This is a genomic window from Cellulosimicrobium sp. CUA-896, from assembly GCF_001942335.1.
GTDB lineage: Bacteria > Actinomycetota > Actinomycetes > Actinomycetales > Cellulomonadaceae > Cellulosimicrobium.
On sequence record NZ_MKKH01000011.1, the window covers coordinates 172,501 to 196,551 of the forward strand.

The 24,051-nt window shown below is 76.1% G+C and carries 20 protein-coding genes and 3 pseudogenes; 13 read left to right on the top strand and 10 right to left on the bottom strand.

From position 1 onward, the window contains the following. Positions 1-2,262: an MMPL family transporter gene (locus BJF88_RS05370; protein WP_083648872.1), complete on the top strand. Its 2,262-nt coding sequence runs from the start codon at positions 1-3 to the stop codon at positions 2,260-2,262. A 6-nt stretch (positions 2,263-2,268) separates the two neighbouring features. On the opposite strand, the gene BJF88_RS05375 is transcribed toward BJF88_RS05370, so the two are convergent. Continuing rightward, positions 2,269-2,985 carry an HNH endonuclease family protein gene (locus BJF88_RS05375; protein ID WP_075828032.1) on the bottom strand — a complete coding sequence of 239 codons (717 nt, stop codon included), beginning with the start codon at positions 2,983-2,985 and terminating at the stop codon, positions 2,269-2,271. A gap of 204 nt (positions 2,986-3,189) precedes the next feature. Here BJF88_RS05375 and BJF88_RS05380 point away from each other — a divergent pair, with 204 nt between their 5' ends. From BJF88_RS05380 to BJF88_RS05390, 3 genes are all read left to right on the top strand, one after another. Further along, positions 3,190-4,230, top strand: a complete 1,041-nt coding sequence (locus tag BJF88_RS05380) for a Gfo/Idh/MocA family protein (RefSeq protein ID WP_075828033.1) — start codon at positions 3,190-3,192, stop codon at positions 4,228-4,230. An 84-nt stretch (positions 4,231-4,314) separates the two neighbouring features. Beyond that, complete coding sequence (locus BJF88_RS05385; RefSeq protein ID WP_139315920.1) at positions 4,315-5,217, top strand: hypothetical protein; 903 nt, start codon at positions 4,315-4,317, stop codon at positions 5,215-5,217. A gap of 203 nt (positions 5,218-5,420) precedes the next feature. Further along, complete coding sequence (locus BJF88_RS05390) at positions 5,421-5,969, top strand: hypothetical protein (protein WP_075828035.1); 549 nt, start codon at positions 5,421-5,423, stop codon at positions 5,967-5,969. Positions 5,970-6,048: 79 nt separating this feature from the next. Here the strand turns inward: BJF88_RS05390 and BJF88_RS05395 are convergent, their stop codons facing one another. The 3 genes from BJF88_RS05395 to lpdA form a co-directional block, all read right to left on the bottom strand. Continuing rightward, on the bottom strand, positions 6,049-6,939 hold the full coding sequence (locus BJF88_RS05395) for a TIGR01777 family oxidoreductase (RefSeq protein ID WP_075828036.1): 891 nt from the start codon (positions 6,937-6,939) through the stop codon (positions 6,049-6,051). A gap of 120 nt (positions 6,940-7,059) precedes the next feature. Next, on the bottom strand, positions 7,060-8,907 hold the full coding sequence (sucB, locus tag BJF88_RS05400) for a 2-oxoglutarate dehydrogenase, E2 component, dihydrolipoamide succinyltransferase (RefSeq protein WP_075828037.1): 1,848 nt from the start codon (positions 8,905-8,907) through the stop codon (positions 7,060-7,062). A gap of 30 nt (positions 8,908-8,937) precedes the next feature. Beyond that, positions 8,938-10,320: a dihydrolipoyl dehydrogenase gene (gene lpdA / locus BJF88_RS05405; RefSeq protein WP_075828065.1), complete on the bottom strand. Its 1,383-nt coding sequence runs from the start codon at positions 10,318-10,320 to the stop codon at positions 8,938-8,940. Between the two features lie 310 nt (positions 10,321-10,630). Between lpdA and BJF88_RS05410 the strand changes: the two genes are divergently transcribed. Then, on the top strand, positions 10,631-10,975 hold the full coding sequence (locus BJF88_RS05410; RefSeq protein ID WP_075828038.1) for an oxidoreductase: 345 nt from the start codon (positions 10,631-10,633) through the stop codon (positions 10,973-10,975). 24 nt (positions 10,976-10,999) lie between these two features. Here the strand turns inward: BJF88_RS05410 and BJF88_RS05415 are convergent. Beyond that, a pseudogene (locus BJF88_RS05415) lies at positions 11,000-12,505 on the bottom strand (leucyl aminopeptidase). 85 nt (positions 12,506-12,590) lie between these two features. On the opposite strand from BJF88_RS05415, the gene BJF88_RS05420 reads away from it, so the two are divergent. The 4 genes and pseudogenes from BJF88_RS05420 to BJF88_RS05435 all read left to right on the top strand — a co-directional run bounded on the left by BJF88_RS05420 (position 12,591) and on the right by BJF88_RS05435 (position 14,804). Next, positions 12,591-12,947 carry a hypothetical protein gene (locus tag BJF88_RS05420; protein WP_075828039.1) on the top strand — a complete coding sequence of 119 codons (357 nt, stop codon included), beginning with the start codon at positions 12,591-12,593 and terminating at the stop codon, positions 12,945-12,947. Between the two features lie 13 nt (positions 12,948-12,960). Continuing rightward, on the top strand, positions 12,961-13,401 hold the full coding sequence (locus BJF88_RS05425; RefSeq protein WP_075828040.1) for a hypothetical protein: 441 nt from the start codon (positions 12,961-12,963) through the stop codon (positions 13,399-13,401). A gap of 53 nt (positions 13,402-13,454) precedes the next feature. After that, positions 13,455-14,598, top strand: a pseudogene (locus BJF88_RS05430) (quinone-dependent dihydroorotate dehydrogenase). Then, positions 14,595-14,804: a hypothetical protein gene (locus tag BJF88_RS05435; protein WP_075828041.1), complete on the top strand. Its 210-nt coding sequence runs from the start codon at positions 14,595-14,597 to the stop codon at positions 14,802-14,804. The pseudogene BJF88_RS05430 and the gene BJF88_RS05435 overlap by 4 nt, the downstream one beginning before the upstream one ends. Positions 14,805-14,824: 20 nt before the next feature. Here BJF88_RS05435 and BJF88_RS05440 read toward each other — a convergent pair whose 3' ends face one another. Further along, positions 14,825-16,348, bottom strand: a complete 1,524-nt coding sequence (locus BJF88_RS05440) for a PLP-dependent aminotransferase family protein (RefSeq protein ID WP_255371772.1) — start codon at positions 16,346-16,348, stop codon at positions 14,825-14,827. Between the two features lie 61 nt (positions 16,349-16,409). On the opposite strand from BJF88_RS05440, the gene BJF88_RS05445 reads away from it, so the two are divergent. Continuing rightward, positions 16,410-17,105 carry a YitT family protein gene (locus BJF88_RS05445; RefSeq protein ID WP_075828066.1) on the top strand — a complete coding sequence of 232 codons (696 nt, stop codon included), beginning with the start codon at positions 16,410-16,412 and terminating at the stop codon, positions 17,103-17,105. Positions 17,106-17,212: 107 nt separating this feature from the next. On the opposite strand, the gene BJF88_RS05450 is transcribed toward BJF88_RS05445, so the two are convergent. Together BJF88_RS05450 and BJF88_RS05455 are read right to left on the bottom strand one after the other, a co-directional pair. Continuing rightward, entirely contained in the window at positions 17,213-18,226 is a 1,014-nt protein-coding gene (locus BJF88_RS05450) for an aldo/keto reductase family protein (RefSeq protein ID WP_075828042.1), read from the bottom strand. Between the two features lie 48 nt (positions 18,227-18,274). Continuing rightward, a complete protein-coding gene (locus BJF88_RS05455; RefSeq protein ID WP_075828067.1) occupies positions 18,275-18,880 on the bottom strand; it encodes a DUF3043 domain-containing protein in 606 nt (201 codons plus the stop codon). A gap of 164 nt (positions 18,881-19,044) precedes the next feature. Here BJF88_RS05455 and BJF88_RS05460 point away from each other — a divergent pair. Continuing rightward, positions 19,045-20,395, top strand: a pseudogene (locus BJF88_RS05460) (dipeptidase). 73 nt (positions 20,396-20,468) lie between these two features. On the opposite strand, the gene BJF88_RS05465 reads toward BJF88_RS05460, so the two are convergent. After that, entirely contained in the window at positions 20,469-21,017 is a 549-nt protein-coding gene (locus tag BJF88_RS05465) for a thioesterase family protein (RefSeq protein WP_075828043.1), read from the bottom strand. 65 nt (positions 21,018-21,082) lie between these two features. On the opposite strand from BJF88_RS05465, the gene BJF88_RS05470 reads away from it, so the two are divergent. After that, positions 21,083-21,457: a DUF3817 domain-containing protein gene (locus BJF88_RS05470; protein ID WP_255371773.1), complete on the top strand. Its 375-nt coding sequence runs from the start codon at positions 21,083-21,085 to the stop codon at positions 21,455-21,457. A 65-nt stretch (positions 21,458-21,522) separates the two neighbouring features. Here BJF88_RS05470 and nadA read toward each other — a convergent pair whose 3' ends face one another. After that, complete coding sequence (nadA, locus tag BJF88_RS05475) at positions 21,523-22,770, bottom strand: quinolinate synthase NadA (protein ID WP_369824492.1); 1,248 nt, start codon at positions 22,768-22,770, stop codon at positions 21,523-21,525. 306 nt (positions 22,771-23,076) lie between these two features. Between nadA and BJF88_RS05480 the strand changes: the two genes are divergently transcribed. Then, positions 23,077-24,051, top strand: a 975-nt coding sequence (locus BJF88_RS05480; RefSeq protein ID WP_187346197.1) for a glycerate kinase, incomplete at its 3' end; no start/stop codon positions are given.

Genomic DNA, 24,051 nt, shown 5'->3' on the forward strand with positions numbered 1-24,051 from the left:
ATGCTGAGCAAACGCACGGGCGGTTTCCTCCGGGGACTGATCATTGTCGCAGTCATCGGTGTGTGGATGGGCATCGGCGCGCTCGGGGGGCAGGCGCAGGGGCGCCTGAGCACCGTGCAGACCAACGACGCCGCGGCCTTCCTGCCCGCGAGCGCCGAGTCGACGCGCGCCGCCGAGCTCGCCCAGGACTTCGTCGACAGCGAGGCGCTGCCCGCCCTCGTCGTCGCGACGACGGGTGACGGGTCGGCCCTCGACCCGGATGACCTCGCCGCGCTCGAGGCCTACGCCGCCGCGGTCCCCGACGCCCCCCTCGCGGGCACGGAGGGCGACGAGCCGGGCACGGTCGGGGACGTGTCCGTCGCGGACCCCGTCGTCGTGCCGTCCGAGGACGGCGAGGCGGCGCTCGTCGTCGTCTCCCTGGACGCCGCGGTCGCGTCCGACCGCGTGGGCGCCGAGGAGGACAGCATCAGCGAGCTCGCCGTGGGCGCGCTGCGCGACCTCGCCGCCGCGGACGGCGCGGACGGCGGTCTCGCCGGCAGCGGGCTGGACGTCTCCGTGACCGGTCCGGCGGGCTTCGTGGCCGACCTCGTCACGGCGTTCGGCGGCATCGACACCGTCCTCCTGCTCGTCGCGCTCGGCGCGGTGCTGGTGATCCTCGCCGTCGTCTACCGCTCGCCGGTCCTGCCGTTCCTCGTCATCCTCACCGCGGTCCTCGCCCTGACGCTGGCCGGGCTCGTCGTCTACCACCTCGCCGCGAACGACGTGCTGACGCTCAACGGCCAGTCCCAGGGCATCCTGTCGATCCTCGTCGTCGGGGCCGCCGTCGACTACTCGCTCCTCGTCGTCGCGCGCTACCGCGAGGAGCTGCGCACCGTGCGCTCGACCGTGACCGCGCTGCGCCGCGCCGTGCGCGCGTCGGTCGAGCCCGTCGCCGCGAGCGCGGGCACCGTGATCGCCGGGCTGCTCTGCCTGCTGCTGTCCGACCTGTCGTCGAACCGCAGCCTCGGGCCCGTCGCCGCCATCGGCATCGCGGCGGCCTTCGTCGCGGCGCTGACCCTGCTGCCCGCGCTCCTGCTCGTCGCGGGTCAGCGGTCCCGCGCGCTGTTCTGGCCGCGCATGCCCCGCTTCGCCGGAGACCACGCCGTGGAGGCCGAGGCGGCGACGGAGAGCGACGTCCGCGTCGACGTCGAGGGGCACGGCGTCTGGTCGCGGGTCGCGAGCTTCGTGGGCCGCCACGACCGCCGGGTGTGGGTCGTCACCGCCGTCGTGCTCGCCGCGTGCGCCGCCTTCGTCCCGACCCTGGACGCCGACGGCACCGGGGACTCCGAGGTCTTCCTCACCCAGGTCGACTCGGTCGACGGCGAGGAGGTGCTCACCGAGCACTTCGAGGGCGTCTCCGCCCAGCCGGTCACGGTCGTCGCGCCCGAGGAGGACCTGCAGGCCGTGGTGGACGCTACCGCGGCCGCCGACGGCGTCGCGGCGGCGGCCCCCGTGACCGACCAGCCCGCCGCCGCGCCCGGCGCGCCGGCGCAGGGCGACCCGCTGGTCGTCGACGGGCGGGTGCGCGTCGACGTGACCACCGACGCGCCGTCGGACAGCCAGGAGGCGGTCGAGACGGTGTCCGCCGTGCGCGACGCCGTCCACGACGTCTCGCCCGAGGCGCTCGTCGGAGGAGCCGCGGCCGAACGCCTCGACACGCAGCTCGCCGGTCAGCGCGACCTGCGGGTCATCGTCCCCGTCGTGCTCGCCGTGATCCTGGTCATCCTCGTGCTGCTGCTGCGGTCGGTGCTCGCCCCGGTGCTGCTCGTCGCGGCCAACGTGCTGTCCTTCGGCGCGGCGCTCGGCGTCGGCGCGCTGGTGTTCGAGCACGTCCTCGGCTTCCCCGGCGCGGACCCCGCGGTGCCGCTCTACGCGTTCTGCTTCCTCGTCGCGCTCGGGGTGGACTACTCGATCTTCCTCATGACCCGGGTGCGCGAGGAGAGCCTGCGGGTGGGGACCCGGCGCGGCGTCCTGCGGGCGCTCGCGGTCACGGGGTCGGTCATCACGTCGGCGGGCGTCGTGCTCGCGACGACGTTCGCGGCGCTCGGGATCATCCCGCTGCTGTTCCTCGCGCAGATCGCGTTCCTCGTCGCGTTCGGCGTGCTCCTCGACACGCTGGTGGTGCGCAGCCTGCTCGTGCCGGCGCTCGTGCACGACGTCGGGCGTCGGTCGTGGTGGCCCAGCGCGCTCGGCCGCGCGGACCGGGGCCGGGCGGCGGCGTGAGCCGCGTCAGCCGACCGGCAGCGGCTCGGCCGGGCAGTCGCGGAGCACCGCGGTCATCGCGTCGGACTCCTCCGGCGTGACGGCCAGCCCGTAGTCGGTCTTCACGGCGATCCGGCGGGCCACGTACGGGCAGCGGGACGCGTGGTCGGGCGGCAGCCAGGAGGCCGCGTCCCGCGCGCCCTTCGCGCGGGTCGCCGCGTCGGCGGCGGGCAGGAGGTTCAGCGGGTCGTTCGCGAACCGTTCCCGCGTCGCGTCGTCCCAGGCCCGGGCCCCGGTGCGCCAGGCCTCGAGCAGCGCGACCACGTGGTCGACGGCGACGTCGTCGCCCGCGGCGGTGCCCCGGTGGTACGCGAGGGCCTCGCCCGTGTACGGGTCGACGAACGTGCCCGTGCGGACCTGGCACGGCACCCCGTGCGGGGAGTACGTCGCGTTCGCGAGGTCGCGGGACAGGGCGTCGTCGCGGGCGTCGCAGCCGTCCCCGTCGGCGTCGGTCCACGCCGTGCCGAAGGCCGTGCGTGCGTAGCCGGCGCCGGGCCCGGCGCTCGCGACCGGGAGCCGTCCGAGGGCGTCCAGCGCGCTGCCCGGGAGAGGTCCGGCCGGTTCCGCGTCGTTCGCGACCGAGCGCTCGCCGAGCACGTTCGCCAGCACGATGAGCAGCGCGAGCGAGATGAGCGCGTAGCGCAGGACGGTCCGGCGAGGGACCCGACGACGCGTGGCGCTCAACGGACCGAACCTTCCCCACGACGACACCCGGCACGACCGTGCGAGGCGGCACGGAGGAGACCATACCGGAACAACAGGCGCAATTCGCCACCTCGTCGAGATGCGGCCGGACGTCGTGGGTCGGTCGTCGCCCACTGTCGGCACACGCCGCGCGCTCGTGCCCCGGCAACCGGCTGCGCGCGACGGGCCGTTAGATTGGGCGCCATGCACAGCGCTGGTCGTCCGCTCAGGGTCGGGATCGTCGGGTACGGGGGAGCGGGGCGCGGCATCCACGCACGTCTCGTCCGCGAGGCCGGGCACACGGTCACGGCGGTCGTCGTCCGCTCGTCGGAGCGGCGCGCCGCGGCCGCCGAGGACTGGCCGGGCGTGCACCTGCACGACGACCTCGCCGCGCTGGTCGCCGACCGCGCGGCCTACGACGTCGTGGTGGTCGCGAGCCCCTCGGGACTGCACGCGGAGCACGCGACGGCTCTCGCCGCCGCGGGCGTCCCCGTCGTCGTCGACAAGCCCGTGGCGCTCGACGCCGGGTCCGCGCGCGCCGTCGTCGAGGCCGCGCACGCCGCCCGGACGCCGCTCACGGTGTTCCAGAACCGGCGCTGGGACCCCGAGCAGCTCACGCTCCGGGCGGTCCTCGAGCGCGGCGACCTCGGTACCGTGCACACCTTCGAGCGGCGCTGGGAGCGCTGGCGGCCCGTGCCCCAGCAGCGCTGGAAGGAGAACGACCCCGTGGGCGGAGGGCTCCTGCTCGACCTGGGGCCCCACCTCGTCGACTCCGCGACGCAGCTCTTCGGGCCCGTGACGTCCGTGTGGGCGGAGCTGCGGGCGCACACCACGCCGACCGAGGACGACGTGTTCCTCGTGCTCCACCACGCGCCCGACGCGGCCGGGAGCGAGGTCGTCAGCCGCCTGTGGGCCGGCTCGGTCGTCGGTGCGCCCGGCCCGCGCACGCGCGTGCTGGGCACGGCGGGCGCGTACGTCGTGACCACCTTCGAGAACGACGCGTCGCCCTTCGAGGTCTTCGACGACGACGCACCGACGGGCACGGAGGGCTGGCTGACGCACGGTCGCGAGCGCACCCCCGTCCCCCGGGCGGAGGGCGGGCACGCCGACTTCTACCGGGCCGTGGCGGCCTGGCTCCTCCAGGACGGGCCCGTGCCCGTCGACCCGCGCGACACGGTGCGCACGGCCGAGGTGCTCGACGCCGCCCGTCGCAGCGCGCGCGAGGGACGCCGGATCGAGGTGTGAGCCGGGCGGGCGCCCCCGCGGCGCGCCGGGCGCAGCCTGTGGACGGAGCCGCCAGGGGCGCCCCGATGCGGTGAGATGGGCACCATGCCTGTCGCGCCCGCGCCCCGACCGCACCCCCGTCGTCGTGCCGGCCGGGCCGCCGACCTGCGCTCCGACCTGCGCTCCGACCTGCGCTTCGACCTGCGCTCCGACCTGCGCTCCGACCCGGGCGGCGACCCGCGCGGCGACGGCCGGGACGCCGCCGCGGTCCCGGCGGACGAGCTCCGGGCGGTGCTCGGGGCGCAGGGCTGGCACGTACGCCCACGCCCCGGCGCGCCGGGCGGTCTCGTCGCGCGCGACGCCTCCGGGACGGAGTGCACCGTCGACGTCGTCCGTGTCCCGGACGACCCCACGGCGCGCGCCGCTCTCGTCGCACACCTCGACGCGCTGGCGCGCGAGGAGGAGCACCTCGCCGCCGTCCGCGCCGTGGTCGAGGCCGGGGACGCGGCGCTCGCCGTCCTCACCGACGACGTCGAGGGTCTGCGGCTCGACGAGCTCGCGGCCGCGCGCGGTCCGTTCTCGCCCGGCGAGGCGGTGACCGTGCTCGTCCCCGTCGCGCAGGCGCTCGCCGCCCTGCACCGCACCGGGCGGGTCCACGGGCACCTCGACGCGGGTGCGGTGACGCTCTCCCCGGACGGCCGTGCGGTGGTGCACCCGCCGCTCGAGCCGGCCGCGGGGACGCCCGCGGACGACGTGCGCGACCTGGCCCGGCTCGCGCTCGACCTCGTCCCGCCGCCCGCCTCGAGCCACCCGACGTCGCGAGGAGCGGCGCCGGGCCCGGCGGACGAGCGCGCCCTGGCCGCGCTGCACGCGGAGCTCGTCGCCGCTCTGCGCGACGACCCCGAGGCACGGCCCGCCGCGGGCACGTTCGCCGCCCGCTGCTACGACGCGGCCGAGCCGCGACCGGTCACGATGCCCGACCCGGCGCGGCTCGTCGCGGTCGCCTGAGCGGGGGCACGAGGCGTCCGGCGGGGGAGCGGGGCGCCACGCGTGCGGCGACGGCGCGTGCTGCGACGGCGCGTGCTGCGACGATGCCCGCCGCGACGTCGCGCGTCGCACCGCACCGTGCGCGGTCCGCGACCAGGCGGAGCGCGCGACGAGGTGGTGGCGTCGTCGTCCGGCGAGGGAGCGCCCCACGGGCGTGGCGTGCGGTGCTCGTGCCGCTCGGCGTCGTCGTGGGGTGCGCGGTGCTCGTGCTCGTCGGGGTGCGGGTGACCGGGGACGACGACCCGGCGCCGGCGACGTCGGTCGAGCGCGCCGCCGGTGCCGGGACGGAGCGGGCGGCGGCGCGGGAGGGGGCGTCGTCCCCCGCGGACCCCACGACCGACCGCACCGACCCGCTCGCCGCCGCCCGCGAGCTCACGGAACGGCGCCTGGCGCTCCTGACGGGCGGCACGGGCGACCTCGGCTCCGTCGTCGTGGCCGGCTCTCCCGCCGAGACGACCGACGCGGCGCTGCTCACGGAGCTCGAGGACGTCGAGGTGCTCGGTGCGCGCGCCGACGTCTTCGCGGTGCGCGCGGCCGGCGACGCAGCGTCCGGACCGGCCGACGAGGCCGTCGTCGAGGTGGACTACGCCGTCGACGCCCACCGCCAGCGGACGGGCGGCGAGGACGTCCAGGTCCCGCGGGCCCCGCGCACCACGGTCGTGCTCGTCCTGCGCTGGACCGACGTGGGCTGGCGGGTCGCCGAGGTGCGCTGATCGCCCCGGACGAGCGTCCCGGACGAGCGGCGGGGGCCGCGCCGGGCGGATCGGCGCCCGGCGGCCCGGGACAGCGGCGTCAGCGGCAGAGCACCCGCCGGGCGGCGGTGTCGAGGTCGGCGTCGGCGAACGCGAACCCGCTGGCCTCGAGGACCGTCGGCCGCGCGCGCTGGGAACCGAGGATGTCCGTCGCGAGCTCGCCGAGCACGACCTGCAGCGCGAGGGCCGGGACGCGCACCACGGCCGGGCGGTGCAGCGCACGGGCCAGGGCGCGCGTCACGTCCGCGTTGGTCGCCGGTGCGGGCGCGCACAGGTTCACGGGCCCGTGGACCGGGGCCGTGAGCAGGTGGCACAGCGCGGACACCTCGTCGCGCAGCGTGATCCAGCTCCAGTACTGCGTCCCGCGGCCGAGGGGCCCGCCGACGCCGAGCCGCAGGAACGGCAGCAGCCGGCCGAGCGCGCCCCCGTCGGGCGTCAGGACGATCCCCGTCCGGGCGTGCACGACCCGGGCCCCCGCCTCCTCGGCCGGTCGGGTCGCGGCCTCCCAGTCACGCACGAGGTGGGCGAGGAACCCCTCGCCGGAGGACGACGTCTCGGTGAGCACCTGGGCGCCCCGGTCGCCGTAGTAGCCGATCGCCGAGCCCTGCACCAGGACGGGCACCGGGACGTCGAGACGCGCCATCGTGCGGGCGAGCAGCCCTGCCGTGCGGGTCCGCGACGTGAGCAGCTCGCGCTTGTAGGCGCTGGTCCAGCGCCGGTCGCCGATCCCCGCGCCCGCCAGGTTGACGACCGCGTCCGCGCCCTCGAGCGCCGCCGGGTCGAGGACGCCGCCGTCGGGGTCCCACTCACGCTCGTGCGCCGCCTGCGGCGCTCGGCGCACGAGGCGACGCACGTGGTGCCCCTCGGCCCGCAGCCGTTCGAGCAGCTTGCTCCCGATGAGCCCGTGGGAGCCCGCCACGACGATGTCCATGGAGGTCACCGTACGGGCCGTCGGCGCCGGGGACACCGCTGGGGCCGGGCGCGCCGGAGGGGGACGGCCGAGGGCCCCGACCGCGCGGCGGTCGGGGCCCTCGACGGGACGTCCCGGGTGTCAGAGGCCGATCTCGGCCTCGAACGCACCCTCCTCGATACGGTTCTTGATCGCGGTGAGGAAGCGTGCGGCGTCCGCGCCGTCGACCAGGCGGTGGTCGTAGGAGAGGAAGACGAAGCACGTCGAGCGGATGCCGATCGTGTCGTTCCCGTCCTCGTCGGTCACGACGACGGCGCGCTTGGTGATCGTGCCCGTGCCGAGGATCGCGACCTGGCCCACCGGGACGATGGGCGTGTCGAAGACCGCGCCGCCGGAGCCGGTGTTCGTGATGGTGAACGTCGCGCCGGCGAGCTCGTCGGGGCCCACCTTGTTGGCGCGGGTACGGGCACCGAGGTCCGCGATCTTGCGCGCGATGCCGGCGAGGTTGAGGTCGCCGGCGTCCTTGATCACCGGCACGACGAGGCCGCGCTCGGTGTCCACGGCGATGCCGACGTTCTCCTGCGGGTGGTAGACGATCTCGTCCTCGCCGAAGGTCGCGTTGATCTTCGGGAAGGCCTTGAGCGCCTCCACGGCCGCCAGCGTGAAGAACGGCAGGAACGTGAGGTTCGCACCCTCGCGCGCCTTGAAGTCCGCCTTCGCGCGGTTGCGCAGGGCGGCGACGCGCGTGACGTCCACCTCGACGGCCGTCGTGAGCTGGGCCTGGGTGCTCAGCGCCTCGACCATGCGGCTGGCCACGAGCCGGCGCAGGCGGCTCGTCTTCTCCGTCGTGCCGCGCAGCGGCGAGACGGCCGGGACGGACGGCTTCTTGGCGCCGGCCGGTGCGGCCGCGGGTTCCGCCGCCGCGGGCGCCGTCGACTCCTCGGCCTTGCGCGCCGCCTCGAGGACGTCCTCCTTGCGGATGCGTCCGCCGACGCCCGTGCCCTCGAGCGACGAGAGGTCGACGCCCTTCTCCGCCGCGAGCTTGCGCACGAGCGGCGTGAGGTAGGTCCCGCCCGCCTTCGCGGCCGGTGCCGGGGTCGCGCCGGGTGCGGACGGCGCCGACTTCTGCTCGCCACCCTGCGGCTCCTGCGTCGAGGCGGTCTGCGGGGCCGAGGGGGTGCTCTCCTGGGCGGCCTGCGCCGGCACGTCCGCCTCGGAGGCGGGCGTCTCGGCCTCCGCCGGGGAGGCCTCCTGGCGCGGCTCCTGCTGCGTCGGCGCCTCGGGGGCCGGCTGCTCGGCCGGCTGCTCGGGCTCCGACGCCCCGGCGGACCGCCCGGCGGGGGCCCCCGAGCCGACGATCGCCAGGACGGCGCCGACGTCGACGGTCTCGTCCTCCTGGACGAGGATCTGCTGCACGGTGCCGGCCACGGGGGACGGGACCTCCGTGTCGACCTTGTCGGTCGAGACCTCGAGCAGCGGCTCGTCGACCTCGACGGTGTCGCCGACCGACTTCAGCCACCGGGTCACGGTGCCCTCGGTCACCGACTCGCCGAGCGCGGGGAGCTTGATCTCCTCGCCGCCGCCGTCCGCGGGCGCGGTGTCCGCGGCGGGAGCCTGCTCCTGCTGGGGCTGCGCCTCCTGCTGGGGCTGCTCCTGGCCCTGGGACTGCTCGGCCGGGGCCTCCGGCTGCTCAGGGGCCTCCTCCTGCTGCGGCTCCTCGGCCTGGGCGGGCGCGGCGTCGCCGCCGCCCTCTCCCGACCCGACCACGGCGAGGTTCGCGCCGACCTCGACGGTCTCGTCCTCCTGGACGAGGATCTGCTCGAGCACGCCCGCCACGGGCGAGGGGATCTCGGTGTCGACCTTGTCGGTCGAGACCTCGAGCAGCGGCTCGTCGACCTCCACGGTGTCGCCGACGGACTTGAGCCACCGGGTGACGGTTCCCTCGGTGACGGACTCGCCGAGCGCCGGCATCTGCACGTTCTCAGACATGACCTGCCTGGTCTCCTTCGATGTTCGGGGTCAGTTGTGGGCGTGCAGAGGCTTGCCGGCCAGTGCCAGGTGCGCCTCTCCGAGTGCCTCGTTCTGGGTGGGGTGGGCGTGGACCAGGGCGGCGACGTCCTCGGGGTACGCCTCCCAGCCCACGATGAGCTGGCTCTCGCCGACGAGCTCGCCGACGCGCGAACCGATCATGTGCACGCCGACGACGGGGCCGCCCTTGCGGCGCACGAGCTTGACGAACCCGCTCGTCGCGAGGATCTTGCTGCGACCGTTGCCGGCGAGGTTGTACTCGAGGGTCTCGACGGCGTCCTCGCCGTAGGACCGTCGTGCGTCGGCCTCGGTGAGACCGACCGACGCGACCTCCGGGTCGCAGTAGGTGACGCGCGGGATCGACGACTCGACGACCGGCGACGGGTCCAGCCCGGCGATCTGCTCGGCGAGGAAGATGCCCTGCGCGAAGCCGCGGTGCGCGAGCTGGAGGCCGGGGACGACGTCGCCCGCGGCCCACACGTTGCCGACGCCGGTGTGCAGCCGCTCGTCCACGACGACGAAGCCGCGGTCGAGCCGGACGCCCTGCTCCTCGAACCCGAGGTCCGCCGTGCGGGGCCTGCGCCCGACGGCGACGAGCAGCAGGTCCGCGTCGAAGGTCTTCCCGGACTCGAGCGTGACCGTCACGCCCGAGGCGGTCTCCTTGACGCCGGCGAACCGGTCGCCGAGGGAGAAGCCGATGCCGCGCTTGCGGAAGGCGCGCTCGAGCGCCTTCGAGAGCGCCACGTCCTCGTGCGGGACGAGGTGGTCGAGCGCCTCGACGATCTGGACCTCGGCCCCGAAGGAGCGCCACACGCTCGCGAACTCCGACCCGATGACGCCGCCGCCCAGGACGACGACGGACGACGGCACGCGGTCGAGCTGCAGCGCCTGGTCGGACGTGATGACGCGCCCGCCGATCTCCAGACCGGGCAGCGAGCGGGACGTGGATCCGGTGGCGAGGACCACGTGGCGGCCCGTCCAGCGGGTCCCGTCGACCTCGACGGTGTCCGGTGCCACGAGCCGGCCGTGGCCCTCCACGACGGTGATGCCGCGCGCGGCGACGAGCCCCTGCAGGCCCTTGTACAGGCCTGCCACCACGTCGTCCTTGTAGCGGTTGACGCCGGCCATGTCGACGCCGTCGAACGTGCTGCGGACGCCGAACCGCTCCCCGTCGCGGGCGCCGTCCGCGAGCTCCGCGGCGTGCAGCAGCGCCTTGGTGGGGATGCAGCCGCTGTGCAGGCACGTCCCCCCGACCTTGCCGGCCTCCACGAGCACGACGTCGAGGCCGAGCTGCGCGGCCCGCAGCGCCGTGGCGTAGCCGGCGCTGCCTCCGCCCAGCACGACGACGTCGGCTGGTGTGCCGGGATCGGCCACGGACGACTCCTTCAGCAGGGGAGAGCGGTGTCGGACGTCCACGCACGCTGTGGTCGAGCGGGCCTGACGGCGGCGCCGACCATGGTGCGCGCACGTCCTGACGGTAGCCATCTTGGCACCTCGGGGACCGCCTCCCCAATCGGACCCGCGGTCCGGCGCTGTGACGATGCAGACAGGCCGCGGTCAGCCGGGCCGCGCGGCACCCCCGCCGCGGTGGCCCCGTCGGCGGTTGCCTCCCGCGTCCGGCGAGGCCGGCGGCCGTCCCGGTGGCTCCCAGGTTCCGTCCGGCCGCGACCTGTAGCCTGCCGGTGTGTCCCGGCTCTCGCGACTGTTCTCCCGTCGTCCCGCCCCGAGCGCGTCGTCGGCGGGCCCGCCCGCCTCGACGGGCGAGGCGCGGCGCGCGACGCTCGCGCACCTCGAGGAGTTCGTGCGCACCCGCGTCGGCGTCGAGGCCTACGTCGAGCCCCCGACCCACGACACGGGCGCGACGCTCCTGCTCATCGCGACCACGGGCGAGTGGACCCGCCGCCGCGTGCCGGACGAGCGGACGGCCTTCGACGTGGCGGGCTCCCTCGGGATCCCCGTCTACAACGTCCGCTTCACCGGCTACCCGCAGCGCATGCGCGACTGGAACTCGGCCCAGCGTCGTCGCTGAGCCGAGCTCCGGGCGCGCACGGGGTCAGCGGCCGGCGCGCCCCTCGACCAGACCGAGGAGCGTGCGCACCGCGACGCCGGTGCCGCCCACGGGCGTGTACCCGTGCGCCGCGCCCTCGTTGAACGCCGGACCGGCGATGTCGAGGTGGGCCCACGGCGTCGACCCCACGAACTCCTGGAGGAACAGCCCGGCAACGAGCATGCCGCCGAACCGGTCGCCGATGTTCGCGAGGTCCGCGACCTTGGACTTGAGCGACGCCCCCAGCTCCTCGGGCAGCGGCATCGGCCAGAACTGCTCGCCCGCCGCGTCCGCGGCGGCGACGACCTCGGACCGCACCGCGTCCGCGCCCATGACCGCGGAGACGCGGTTGCCGAGCGCGACCACCTGCGCGCCGGTCAGCGTCGCGACGTCGAGGACCACGTCGGGCTTCTCCTCGATCGCGGCGACGAGGCCGTCGGCCATGACCGAGCCGGCCCTCGGCGTCCGTGTTGAGCACCTCGACGGTCTTGCCGCCGCGGATCGTGATGACGTCGGAGGGGCGCTGCGCCGTGCCCGAGGGCATGTTCTCCGCGAGGCACAGCCAGCCGGTCACCGCGACGGGGAGCCCGAGCCTGGCCGCGGCGACGACCGTGCCGAGCACGGCGGCGGCACCGGCCATGTCGGACTTCATGGACTCCATGCCCTTGGCCGGCTTGATCGAGATGCCGCCGGAGTCGAACGTGATGCCCTTGCCGACCAGGGCGACCTTCGCGGCCGGCCGGGCCGGGGAGTACGTGACCTTCACCAGGCGCGGGCCGCGCGCCGACCCCTGGCCGACGGCGACGAGGCCGCCGTAGCCGCCGGCGACGAGCGCCTTGTCGTCGAGGACGGTGACCTTGAGGCCCTTGCGCCCGCGTCCTTGACGGCCTGCTTCGCGACGTCGGCGAACGCCGCGGGGTACAGGTCGTTGGGGGCGGCGTTGACGAGGTCGCGCGTGGCGTTGACGGCGTCGGCGACGACGCGGGCGCGCTCGACGGCCGCCTTCGCGGTCGCGCTGCGGGCGTGCGGCGCGAGCACCTCGACCGTCCCCGGCGGGCGCGAGGCCGCGGAGGTCGCGGCCTCCCCGGTGCGGTAGCGCGTGAAGGCGTAGGCGCCGAGCAGGGCCCCCTCCGCCACGGCTCCGAGCTGCGCGTCGTCCTCGACGGGCAGCGCGACGGCGACGGTCGCGGTCCCGGCGAGGGCGCGGACGGCGGCGCCGGCGGCGCGACGCAGCGGCTCCGGCCCGAACGTGCCGTCCGGGCGGCGGGCGCCGAGGCCAACCAGGACGAGCACGTCGGCCTTGAGGTCGGGCCCGGCGGGGACCTTGCGCACCTCGTCGGCCGCGCCCGTGACGCCGAGCGTCGGGGCCAGGCCCTCGAGCGCGGCGACGACCGGGCGGGGGAGGTCGTCGCCGAGGATCGCGACGCCGTCCGAGGTCGTGTGGGTGCCGACGACGAGCGCGTCGACCTTGGCACCGGCGGGACTCTTGCTGGAGACGGTCAGTTCAGCCACAGCGGCGATGCTATCCCGCCCGCTCCGCTCGCGGTCGTGGGCACGGATTCCGTCCCGTCCCGCGCGCGCCGGTACGCTCGGGCCCGTGGTCCTCGCCCTCGTGCTCGTCGTGGTCGCGGCGTGCGTCGCGCTCGCCGCGTGGGCGGTGGTCTTCGTCGTGCAGGACCGCGCGGTCGTGCTGCGTCAGGTGTGGGGCGGCGCGGTCGTGGAGGGGCTCCTGCTCGTGCAGGGCGTCGTGCTCGGCGTGCTGGGAGCCACGGGCACCGCTCCGTCGGACCCGGTGCTGCTCTGGGGCTACCTCGTGACCGCCCTCGTCATCCTGCCCGTCGCCGCCCTGTGGGCGTTCGCGGAGCGCACCCGCTGGAGCTCGGTCGTCCTGGCGGTCGCCGCGCTCACGGTGGCCTTCCTCGAGTGGCGGCTGTGGCAGATCTGGAACTCGTGACCCGGAGGACGCGATGAGCGCACCCGGCACCGTCCGGCGCACCGGGACCGGCTTCGGCCGCGTCCTCGTCGCGGCGTACGGCATCCTCGCCCTCGCCGCGTCGGCGCGCGCGGGCGTCCAGCTCCTGCGCGACTGGCACGAGGCGCCCCTCGCCTACGCGCTGTCCGCGCTCGCCGCCGCGGTGTACGTGGTGGCGACCGTCGCGCTCGCGCGGGGCGGCCCCACGGCCCGCCGGGTGGCGTGGGCGGCGGTCGGCTTCGAGCTCGTCGGGGTCCTGGCCGTCGGCACGCTCTCGCTGGTCGACCCGGAGGCGTTCCCGCGCGCGACCGTCTGGTCGGGCTTCGGGAGCGGCTACGGCTACGTCCCGCTCGTCCTGCCGTTCGTCGGGCTGTGGTGGCTGTGGCGCACGCGTCCCGACCCGTCCCTGACCCCGACCCCGGAGGACGCCGCGTGAGCAGCCGCCGCCCGTTCCTGTACTCGCTCCTGTTCGACACGGTCCTGCGGCGCATGGACCCCGAGCGTGCGCACGAGGTCGCGTCCGCGGCGATCCGCGGTGCGGGGAGCGTCCCGCTGCTGCGCGACGTCGTGCAGGGTGCGCTCGCGCCCTACCTGGGCCGCGGCGCGGGCGGACCCGGCAGCGTCGAGGTGCTCGGCCGGACGTTCCCCGCGCCCTTCGGCCTCGCCGGTGGGTTCGACAAGAACGCACGCGGCGTGCGCGGGCTGACCATGCTGGGCTTCGCGTTCGTCGAGATCGGCACCGTGACCGCTCACCCTCAGCCGGGCAACGAGAAGCCGCGCCTGTGGCGCGAGCTCGACGTGCGCGGCGTGCGCAACCGGATGGGGTTCAACAACGAGGGCGCGGCCGCGGCCGCCCGGCGGCTCGAGGCGCTGCGCTCGACCCCCTCCGGGCGCGCCGTCCTCGTCGGCGCGAACATCGGCAAGACGAAGGTCACGCCCGCGGCCGGGGCGGCCGGGGACTACGCGACGAGCGCGAGCCTGCTCGCCCCCCTCGCGGACTACCTCGTGGTCAACGTGTCCTCGCCCAACACCCCGGGCCTGCGCGACCTGCAGGAGGTCGAGTCCCTGCGGCCGATCCTCGTCGCCGTCCGCGAGGCCGCCGACGTCGCGACGCGGGCCGCGGGCGTGGACCGCGTCCCGCTGCTCGTGAAGATCGCGCCGGACCTCGCCGACGCCGACGTGGACGCGGTGGCCGACCTGGTGGACGAGCTGGACCTCGACGGCGTCGTCGCCGTGAACACGACGATCGACACGACCGCGGTCCGGGCGGCTGTCGGGTCCGCCGGTCCGCCCGCGCGGGCTCGCGGTGGTCACGCGCCTGCGCGCGCGGCTCGGGCCCGGGCGGACGATCATCGGCGTCGGCGGCATCACGACCGCGCACGACGCGCGCGACTACCTGCACGCAGGGGCCGACCTCGTGCAGGGGTACACGGGCTTCCTCTACCAGGGCCCCTTCTGGGCCGCCCGCATCAACCGTTCGCTCGTGCGCCACCCGGAGCCGCGCCTGCACGTCGAGCGGGACGGCGCCGAGGGCACGGACGCGCACGGCACGGACCCGCACGGCTCGGACCCGCAGAGCACGGACCTGCAGAGCACGGACCCGCACGGCTCGGACGAGGAGGGACGGCGATGATCCGCCCGCAGTGGGTCTGGGAGCTCGACGACGCCGAGGGGCGCCCGCTCGCGGAGCCGGTGAGCCCCGTGTTCACGACGCAGTACGACGCCGAGCAGTGGCTCGGCGAGACGTGGCGGTCCCTCGCCGCCGGCGGGGCGGTGGTCGCGCGCCTGCTCCACGACGGCGCACCGGCCACCGCGCCCGTCGAGCTCCGGGCGGGCTGAGGCCCGGCGGGCGCGCGGCCTCAGCGGGCCACGCGCGCCCAGGCGGCGGCGAGACGGGGCACGGCCCGCTCCAGGTCTCCGGCGGGCGCGAGAAGGTCAGGCGGAGCCGGTCGGTCGCGCTGCCGTCGGGGGTGAAGGTGGGGCCGGCGTGACGAGCACGCCGTCGGCGGCGGCCGCCGCGGCGACGGCGTGCGCGAGCGGCGCGCCCAGCCCGGCCCACAGGGATAGCCCGCCGGCGGGCACCGGGACGCGCCATTCCGGGAGGCGTCGGCCAGGAGCCCGAGCACGAGGTCGCGCTGGGCGCGCAGCGCGGACCGCCGCTGGGCGAGCACGGCGGTGCGGTCGCCCAGGAGCTCGACGACGGCCAGCTGCTCGAGGACGGCGGTCGCGATGTCCGCGGACTGGCGCGTGCGGGCGAGGCGCGCGACGAGGTCGGGGTGCGCGCGCACCCACCCGACGCGCAGTCCGCCCCAGAAGGACTTGGACGCGGAGCCGACCGTCACGACGTACGGGGACGTGCCGTCCCCGGCGAGCGGCGGGGCGACGTCGCCCCCGTCGTCCGCGGGCGTGTCGAGCGAGAGGTCGACGAGCGTCTCGTCACCGACGACGGTGACCCGGTGCCGCGCCGCCGCCTCGCGCACCCCGGCGCGCTCGTCCGGCGTCAGCGTGTACCCGGTGGGGTTGTGGAAGTCCGGCACGAGGTAGACGAGCCGCGGGGAGACCTGGCGCAGCGTGGACTCGAACAGGTCGACGTCGAACCCCGGTGCCGAGCCGGCCGCGCCGTCGCCGACCGGGAGCGCGACGAGCCGCGCCCCGGCGCCGCGCATCGCCTCCATCGCGTGGTAGTACGTCGGGGACTGCACGACGGCGCGGTCGCCGGTGCCGAGGAGCGTCCTCGCGAGGGTGGTGATGGCGTGCTGGGCACCGGTGGTGACGAGCACCTGCTCCGGCCCGGTGGGCGTCCCGCGCTCGGTGAACCGGGCGGCGACGGCCTCGCGCAGGGCGGCGAGGCCGTACGGCTCGTAGCCGCCGCCACCCAGGTAGGCGGGCAGCCGCTCGAGGGCCCGTCCGTACGCCGCGTGCAGGCCCGGGGGTGCCGCCGACGTGGCCTGCGAGAGGTCGGCCAGGTCGACGGGTGCGCCGACGGCCGGCCCGCCCGCGGGTGCGTCCCCGCCCGCGGTCCGCGCGGCGGGACGGCGCCGGTCGCCGCGCGGCAGCACGACGACCGTGCCCGCGCCCGTGCGGGAGCGCGCGAAGCCGAGCTCCCGCAGCCGGCGGTAGGCCGCCGCCGTCGTGGTGCGCGAGACCCCGAGCGCCAGGGCGAGGTCGCGCTCGGACGGCAGGCGGGTGTGCGGGGCGAGCGTGCCCGCGAGGACGGCGGCGCGTACGGAGTCCGCGAGGGCGACGTACGCCGGCCCGCCGGCGTGCCAGCGGCCCAGGAGCCGCACGGCGGCCGTGGGGGACAGGTGGCGGTGCACGTCGAGGTCCGTTACCGCGCCCCGGCCGAGCGGGACGGGCGAGCGGGGCGGCGTCTCGAGGGCCACGCGTCCACTCCTTCCGGATTGGCTATGGATGTCGAGGCCAATCGGTCTCAGGATGGCGAGCATGTCACCGACGCGACGGATCGTCCAGCTCCTGCTCGGCCTCCTCGGCTACGCGCTGTCCATGGCGCTGCTCCTGCACGCCGGCCAGGGAGGCATGCCGTGGGACGTGCTGCACCAGGGGATCGTGCGGCGCACAGGTCTGCCCTTCGGCGTCGTGGTCGTCGCCCTGAGCGCCCTCGCGCTCCTCGCCTGGGTCCCGCTGCGCCAGCGGCCCGGGTGGGGCACCCTCGCGAACGTCGTCGTCATCGGCGTGACGATCGATCCCGCCCTCGCCCTCGTCGAGCGCCTCGCGCCGACACCGGGCGTCGGCGCGAGCGTCGCGCTCGCGCTGGGCGGCGTCGTCCTCAACGGGCTCGCGACGTCCGCCTACCTCGGGGTCCGGCTGGGCCCCGGCCCGCGGGACGGCCTCATGACCGGGCTCGTCGCGCGGACGGGCCGCTCGGTCCGCCTCGTGCGGACGTCGATCGAGGTCGTCGTGGTCGCGCTCGGGTGGGCGCTCGGCGGCACGCTCGGGTGGGCGACCCTCGCGTACGCGCTCGGGGTCGGGCCGGTGGTCCAGGCGACGGCGCGCTGGTTCGCGCCGCGCGGGCTCGTGACGGACCCGCACGCGTCCGGGACGGCGTCACCCGGGGCGGCGACGCCCGGGCGCCTCGTCGTCGAGGGCGCCGCGCCCGGCGCGGGGGAGCCGGTGCGCTGAGGGCTCCCGGCCGGCCGGGGGGAGGCATGCCCGCCGACCGGCCCGGGGACGACGACGCGCGGGGCAACCGGCGGGGCGCCCCGCGCGTCGGTCGGTGGGGGTGAGCGTCAGGAGGGACGCTGCTGCGGCGCGCCCTCGGCGGTCCGGGCCGCGTCGCGCTCCACCACGTCGCCGAGGATCTCGTCGATGCGGGCCATGAGCTCGGCCGGGATCGTCACGCCGGACGCCTTGACGTTCTCGGCGACCTGCTCGGGGCGCGAGGCCCCGACGAGCGCTGCGGCGACGTTGTCGTTCTGCAGGACCCAGGCGATCGCCAGCTGGGCCATGGACAGGTCGAGCTCGTCCGCGACCGGCTTGAGCTGCTGCACGCGGGCGAGCACGTCGTCGGTCATGAACCGCTGGATCATGCGGGCGCCGCCCTTGTCGTCCGTGGCGCGCGAGCCCGCGGGCAGCGGCTGCCCGGGGACGTACTTGCCGGACAGCACGCCCTGGGCCATCGGGGACCAGACGATCTGCGACAGGCCCAGCTCCTGGGAGGTCGGGACGACCTCGTCCTCGATGACGCGCCACAGCATCGAGTACTGCGGCTGGGAGGAGATGAGCTGGAAGCCCAGGTCCTTCGCGAGGGCGTGGCCGGCGCGGATCTGGTCCGCGGTCCACTCCGAGACGCCGATGTACAGCGCCTTGCCCTGGCGGACGATGTCGGCGAACGCCTGCATCGTCTCCTCCAGGGGCGTCTCGGTGTCGTACCGGTGAGCCTGGTAGAGGTCCACGTAGTCGGTGCCGAGGCGCGTCAGCGAGGCGTTGATCGACTCCATGACGTGCTTGCGCGACAGGCCCGAGTCGTTGGGGCCGGCGGGGCCGGTCGGCCAGTAGACCTTCGTAAAGATCTCGAGCGACTCGCGCCGCTGACCCTTGAGGGCGTCGCCGAGGACCTGCTCGGCCTTGGTGTTGGCGTACACGTCCGCGGTGTCGAACGTCGTGATGCCGGCGTCGAGGGCCGCGTGGACGCACGCGGTCGCGACGTCGTTCTCCACCTGGGAGCCGTGCGTGAGCCAGTTGCCGTAGGTGATCTCGGAGATCTTGAGACCGGAGTTGCCGAGGTAGCGGTAGGTGGGCATGGACCCCAACCTAACCGCGAACCGGTTGCCCGAGGAACTCGACGCGGGTCAGTCCGGGTAGACGCCGTGCTTCTTGTGGGCGGGCTTGGGCAGGCGCGCCCGGCGCAGCTGGAACGCCCGCATCACCGCGTACATGACCGTGCCGCGCGGGACCTCGCCGAACTTCGCGACGATGCGCTTGCGCAGCCGGCGCCACATGACGAACGCGTCGACGACCGTGAGCAGCACGATCGCGTACAGCGCCATGACGGTCACGAACGCGAGGTCGGTGTTGCTCGCCGTGAAGAGCGACAGCACGATGAAGACGAGAGCCACCGGGAGGAAGAACTCGCCGAGGTTCCAGCGCGCGTCGACGTAGTCGCGCACGTACCGCTTGACCGGTCCCTTGTCGCGGGGCGGCAGGTAGCGCTCGTCGCCCGTCTGCATCGCCTGGTACTGCCGGTCGCGTGCCTCGCGCTGCTTCTCGCGGGCGGCCTTGGCGGCCGCGCGGCGGTCGTTCGGCACGAGCGGGCGCTTGTTCGCCGCCTCGGCGACCTTGCGCCGGGGCGTCGGCCGGCCCTTGCCGTTCCCCCGCTCGATCTCCGCCGCCGCCTGCACGGGGTCGGGCGCGTCGGACGGCGAGGCGGGTGCGGCGGAGCGGTTGCGGGAGAACACGACTCCAGGGTAGTCGAGCGCGACGGCGTTCCCCACCTCCCGGGCCGGCCTCCGTCGGGCGCGCGGGAACCGTGGCGTACCGTGCAGGCGTGACGAACTCACCCGGAGACCCCGAGCAGGCGACCACCCCCGAGCCGGCCACCGCCGACGACCGGCACGCGGACCTGAGGGAGGTGGTCGCGGGCCTCTTCCCGGCGCTGCGCGCGACCTCGAGGACCTCGTGCGCATCCCGAGCGTGTCCAACGCCGCGTTCGACCCGTCCTTCGTCGCGGCGAGCGCGGACGCCGTCGCGGCCCTGCTGCGCGACGTCGGCATGCCCGAGGTGCAGGTGCTGCGGGCGACGACCGCCGACGGGCGCGAGGGCGCACCCGCCGTCGTCGCGCGCCGGCCGGCGCCCGCGGGCGCGCCGACCGTGCTGCTCTACGCGCACCACGACGTGCAGCCGCCCGGGCTCGCGGCGTCCTGGGACACCGAGCCGTTCGAGCCGACCGAGCGCGACGGGCGCCTCTACGGACGCGGCGCGGCGGACGACAAGGCGGGCGTGGTCGCGCACGTCGGCGCGCTGCGCGCGCTGGCCGCGCTCGGCGAGCTGCCGGTCGGCGTCACGGTCTTCGTCGAGGGCGAGGAAGAGGTCGGCTCGCCGACGTTCCTGCCGTTCCTCACGCAGCACCGCGACCTGCTCGCGGCCGACGTCATCGTCGTCGCCGACTCCTCGAACTGGAGGGTGGGCGTCCCGGCGCTCACGACGTCCCTGCGCGGCCTGGTCGACTGTGAGGTCGAGGTCGCCGTGCTCGGCCACGCGGTGCACTCGGGCATGTACGGCGGGCCCGTGCTCGACGCCGTGACGCTGCTGGCGCGCCTGATCGCGACGCTGCACGACGACGCGGGCAACGTCGCCGTCGAGGGTCTCGTGGCCGCCGACGAGCCCGAGGTCGACTACGCCGAGGCGGACTTCCGCGCGGACTCGTCGATGCTCGAGGGCACGGCCCTGGCCGGCGAGGGCTCGATCGCCGGCCGCCTGTGGACCAAGCCGGCGCTCGCGGTGATCGGCCTCGACGCGCCGAGCGTCGCGCACGCGTCCAACACCCTGACGCCGGCCGCGACCGCGAAGCTCTCGGTGCGCCTCGCTCCGGGCCAGGACCCGGCGGCCGCGATGGCCGCGCTCCGGGCGCACCTGGAGTCGCACGCCCCGCTCGCGCCCGCGTCACCATGCGCGACGGCGAGCAGGGCAAGCCGTTCCTCGCGCCGGCGGACTCCGAGGCGATGCGGGCGGCGCGCTGGGCGTTCGCGACGGCGTGGGGCACCGACCCCGTCGACATCGGCGTCGGCGGGTCCATCCCGTTCATCGCCGACCTGCTCGAGGCCTTCCCCGACGCGGCGATCCTCGTCACGGGCGTGGAGGACCCCGACTCGCGCGCGCACGGCGCGAACGAGTCGGTGCACCTCGGCGAGCTGCAGAAGGTCGTGCTCGCGGAGGCGCTGCTGCTCAGCCGCCTGGGGGCGAGCGCGTCCTGACGGCCGGGCGTGCGACGTCCCGTCGGCGTCGCGCGGGCCGACCGCGGTCCGGGCGACGCCGACGGGCGGGGGCCTACCGCTCCGTGACGGGCGCGTCGCGGTGCGCGACGTCGACGGCGCGGGACCACGCGGCGACGTCGTCGGGCAGGGTGGGGGAGACCGCCTCACCGCCGAGCAGGCCGACGACCGCGGGCGCGGGCACGCGCTCGCCCGAGCCGCGCGTGAGGAAGCGGCCCGCGACGAGCCCCCGCGCGCACAGGTCGCCCCGGCGCGTGAAGACCTGCTCGAGGTAGACGACGCGTTCGTCCCACCCGAGCACGCGCGTGGTGATCTCGAACCGGTCCCACAGCCGCAGCGAGCGCCGGTACGTCATCGTCGACGCCGCGACGACGGGGTACCACCCCTTGTCCTGCAGGAGCGGGACCGCGCCGAGGTCGGCGATGAAGTGGCTCCGCGCGACGTCCATCATCTGCAGGTAGACGCCGTTGTTCACGTGCAGGTAGAAGTCGAGGTCGCCGGGGCGCACGCGCATGCGTGTCACCGAGGGGTCGAGCACCGTGCGGCCGGGGACCGCCTTGCGCGGCATGGTGCTGGCGACGAGGAGCTGGATCTGTCGGGTCACCGTCGCAGGGTACTGTCCCGCACCGGCGGTACCAGGTATCAGGCGGTCGTGCGAGGATGCGCGGCGTGACCACGACGAGCCCCGCCCCTCGCCCCTCCGCCACCCGTCCGGCCGGCGACCCGCCCGCCCGGCACCCGTGGGTCGTGCGAGCGTTCCGCGTCGTCGCCGTCGCCGAGGCGTTCTCGTGGGCCGGCCTGCTCGTCGGGATGTACCTCAAGTGGGTCGCGGGCACGACGGAGCGCGGGGTCGAGATCTTCGGGCCGGTGCACGGCGGGCTCGTGCTCGTCTACGTCGCTCTCGCCGTGCTCGTGGCGGTGCGGCTGCGGTGGTCCCTGTGGACGACCTTCCTCGCGCTCGCCGCGACCGTCCCGCCGTTCTGCACGGTCGCGTTCGACGTGTGGGCGCACCGCTCCGGCCGCTACGCCCGCCGGGCCGGCTGAGCCGTTCGGGACGGCCCGGGGGGCGGGCGTCCTGCCGCGCGCGGTGCTCGGGCCGCGCCCGGTGCTCAGATCCCCGGGAGCGCGAGCATCTGGTCGAGCGCGACGCGCGCCCAGTGCGCGTCGTCGGCGTCCACGACGATCCGGTTCACCACCCGGCCCGCGACGAGCGACTCCATCGCCCAGACGAGGTGCGGCAGGTCGATGCGGTTCATCGTCGAGCAGAAGCACACCGTCGAGTCGAGGTAGTGCACCTGCTTGTCCGGGTGGGCGCGTGCCACGCGGCGCACGAGGTTGAGCTCGGTGCCGATGGCCCAGGACGACCCGGGCTCGGCGGCCTCGAGCGTCTTGATGATGTACTCCGTCGACCCGACGAAGTCGGCCGCCGTCACGACCTCGTGCTTGCACTCGGGGTGCACGAGCACGTTGACGTCCGGCACCGCCGCGCGGATGTCGGCGACGTTCTTGGCCGAGAACCGCCCGTGCACCGAGCAGTGCCCGCGCCACAGGATCATGCGGGCGTCGCGCAGCTCGGCGTCCGTCAGGCCGCCGTTCGGCCTGCGCGGGTCGAACACGACGCAGTCGTCGAGCGACATGGCGAGCTTGAGCACCGCCGTGTTGCGGCCGAGGTGCTGGTCGGGGAGGAACAGCACCTTGCCGGTGCCGTCGATCCCGCCGACCTGCTCGAACGCCCAGCGCAGCGCGACCTCCGCGTTCGACGACGTGCACACCGTGCCGCCGTGCCGGCCCGTGAAGGCCTTGATCGCGGCCGACGAGTTCATGTAGGTCACGGGGATCGTCGAGTCGGCGATCCCGACCTCCTCGAGCACGTCCCAGGCGTCCTCGACCTGGTCGATCGCCGCCATGTCCGCCATCGAGCACCCGGCCGCGAGGTCCGGCAGGACGACCTGCTGGGCGTCGGAGGTGAGGATGTCCGCGCTCTCGGCCATGAAGTGCACGCCGCAGAACAGGACGAACTCCGCCTCGGGGCGGGCCGCGGCCTCGCGCGCGAGCTTGAACGAGTCGCCCGTGACGTCGGCGAAGTCGATGACCTCGTCGCGCTGGTAGTGGTGCCCGAGGACGAACGCACGCTCGCCCAGGGCGGCGCGCGCGACGCGCGCGCGCTCGACGAGGTCGGGGTCGCTCGGCGCGGGCAGGTCGCCCACGCACTCGACACCGCGCTCGGACGCGAGGTCGCGCCCCTGGCCCAGCAGCAGGAGGGCCGAGGGGGCGGGCTCGACGAAGCCCCCGCCGTCGCGGCGCGGGGTGTCCGGTCCGGTCAGCCCGGAGTCCAGCAGGGTGCTACCAGTGCTCACGGCACCATGGTCGCACAGCGGACACCTCCCGGAGCGGGGCGTCCGGGCGTCCGACCGGGCGCCGGGAGGCTGGCACAATCCCCGCATGCGCGTCCTCGTCACCGGCTCGACAGGCCCCGCGGTCCCCGACGGCACGTGGCCGGGCGGCGACGGCGTCGCGCCGGTGGGGGAGCAGGCCGCGGACGGCACGGCGGCCGCCGGGCGCCCGCCCGGTGCGACCCCGGGCGCCGCGACGTCGCGGCGTGGTGGGCGGGCGCGTCCGGCGCGCCCGGTGCTCCCGGCACGGCCGCGGACGGCGCCACGACCGTGGCCACCGTCGAGCTGGCGCGCTCCGGCCCGGCCTTCCTCGACGCGCTCGGCGAGGCGGCGCCCGAGCTGCTCGCCGGGGTCGTGCCCGGGGACGGCGGCGTCGAGGTGCCCGTGGTGCTCCGCCGCGACCCCCGGACGGCGACCGTGTACGCCGACGCGTCCCAGGTGCCGGCGGTCGGGGACCAGGACCAGGACGGGACCGAGGACGGGACCGCGGACGGGACTGCGGACGGGACCGAGGGCCGGACCACCGGAGCCGGCCCGCGCTCGTCCGCCCCGCGACCATCCGTCCCGCGGTCGTCCGCCGCGCTCGGGCACCTGCTCGCGCTGTCCGCCGACGCGGCCCACGCGCCCGACGGCCGCCCCGGACGCGTCGTCCTCGCCACCGGGGGAGCGCGCAGCCACGACGCCGGCTGGGGGCTGCTGCGCGCGCTCGCGCGGCACGCGACACCGGGTCCGGACGCGACGCCGGATCCGGACGCGGACCCGGGCGCGACCGCGACCGACGTGCTCCGCCACGCCCGCGCGGCGCTCCGCGGCACGACGCTCGTCGCCGCGGTCGCGTCGAGCACGCCGCTGCTGGGCCTGCACGGGGCGAGCGCCGCGCTCGCGGCGCGCGGGGTGGACGACGCCGTCGCCCAGGGCCTCGAGCGGTGCCTCGGTGCCGTCGCGCACGCCGTCGCCGGAGCGGTCGGCACGCTCGACCGCGACGGCCGCGGCCCCGTCGCGGGACGCGACCTGCTCGCCGACGCCTCCCCGCGACGCTCGCGGCGCTCGGGGGCACGGGCAGCGGCGGCGGTGCGGCGTTCGCCTCGCGGCGCTCGGGGGCGTCTCGTCCCGGCGGTGCGAGAGGTGGCGGACGCCGTGGGTCTCGACACGCGGCTCGCCGCGGCGGACCTCGTGGTCGTCGCGGACGAGCTCGGCGCGCGCGAGCTGGGTCGCGCGCGAGCTGGGAGGAGCGGGTGCGACGCC

What these genes read in the sequence shown, in the direction of transcription:
- BJF88_RS05370 (WP_083648872.1), top strand. Translation starts at nt 1, where the DNA reads ATGCTGAGCAAACGCACGGGCGGTTTCCTCCGGGGACTGATCATTGTC.
- BJF88_RS05380 (WP_075828033.1), top strand. Translation starts at nt 3,190, where the DNA reads ATGCACAGCGCTGGTCGTCCGCTCAGGGTCGGGATCGTCGGGTACGGG.
- BJF88_RS05385 (WP_139315920.1), top strand. Translation starts at nt 4,315, where the DNA reads ATGCCTGTCGCGCCCGCGCCCCGACCGCACCCCCGTCGTCGTGCCGGC.
- BJF88_RS05395 (WP_075828036.1), bottom strand. Translation starts at nt 6,939, where the DNA reads ATGGACATCGTCGTGGCGGGCTCCCACGGGCTCATCGGGAGCAAGCTG.
- sucB (WP_075828037.1), bottom strand. Translation starts at nt 8,907, where the DNA reads ATGTCTGAGAACGTGCAGATGCCGGCGCTCGGCGAGTCCGTCACCGAG.
- BJF88_RS05425 (WP_075828040.1), top strand. Translation starts at nt 12,961, where the DNA reads ATGAGCGCACCCGGCACCGTCCGGCGCACCGGGACCGGCTTCGGCCGC.
- BJF88_RS05435 (WP_075828041.1), top strand. Translation starts at nt 14,595, where the DNA reads ATGATCCGCCCGCAGTGGGTCTGGGAGCTCGACGACGCCGAGGGGCGC.
- BJF88_RS05445 (WP_075828066.1), top strand. Translation starts at nt 16,410, where the DNA reads ATGTCACCGACGCGACGGATCGTCCAGCTCCTGCTCGGCCTCCTCGGC.
- BJF88_RS05450 (WP_075828042.1), bottom strand. Translation starts at nt 18,226, where the DNA reads ATGCCCACCTACCGCTACCTCGGCAACTCCGGTCTCAAGATCTCCGAG.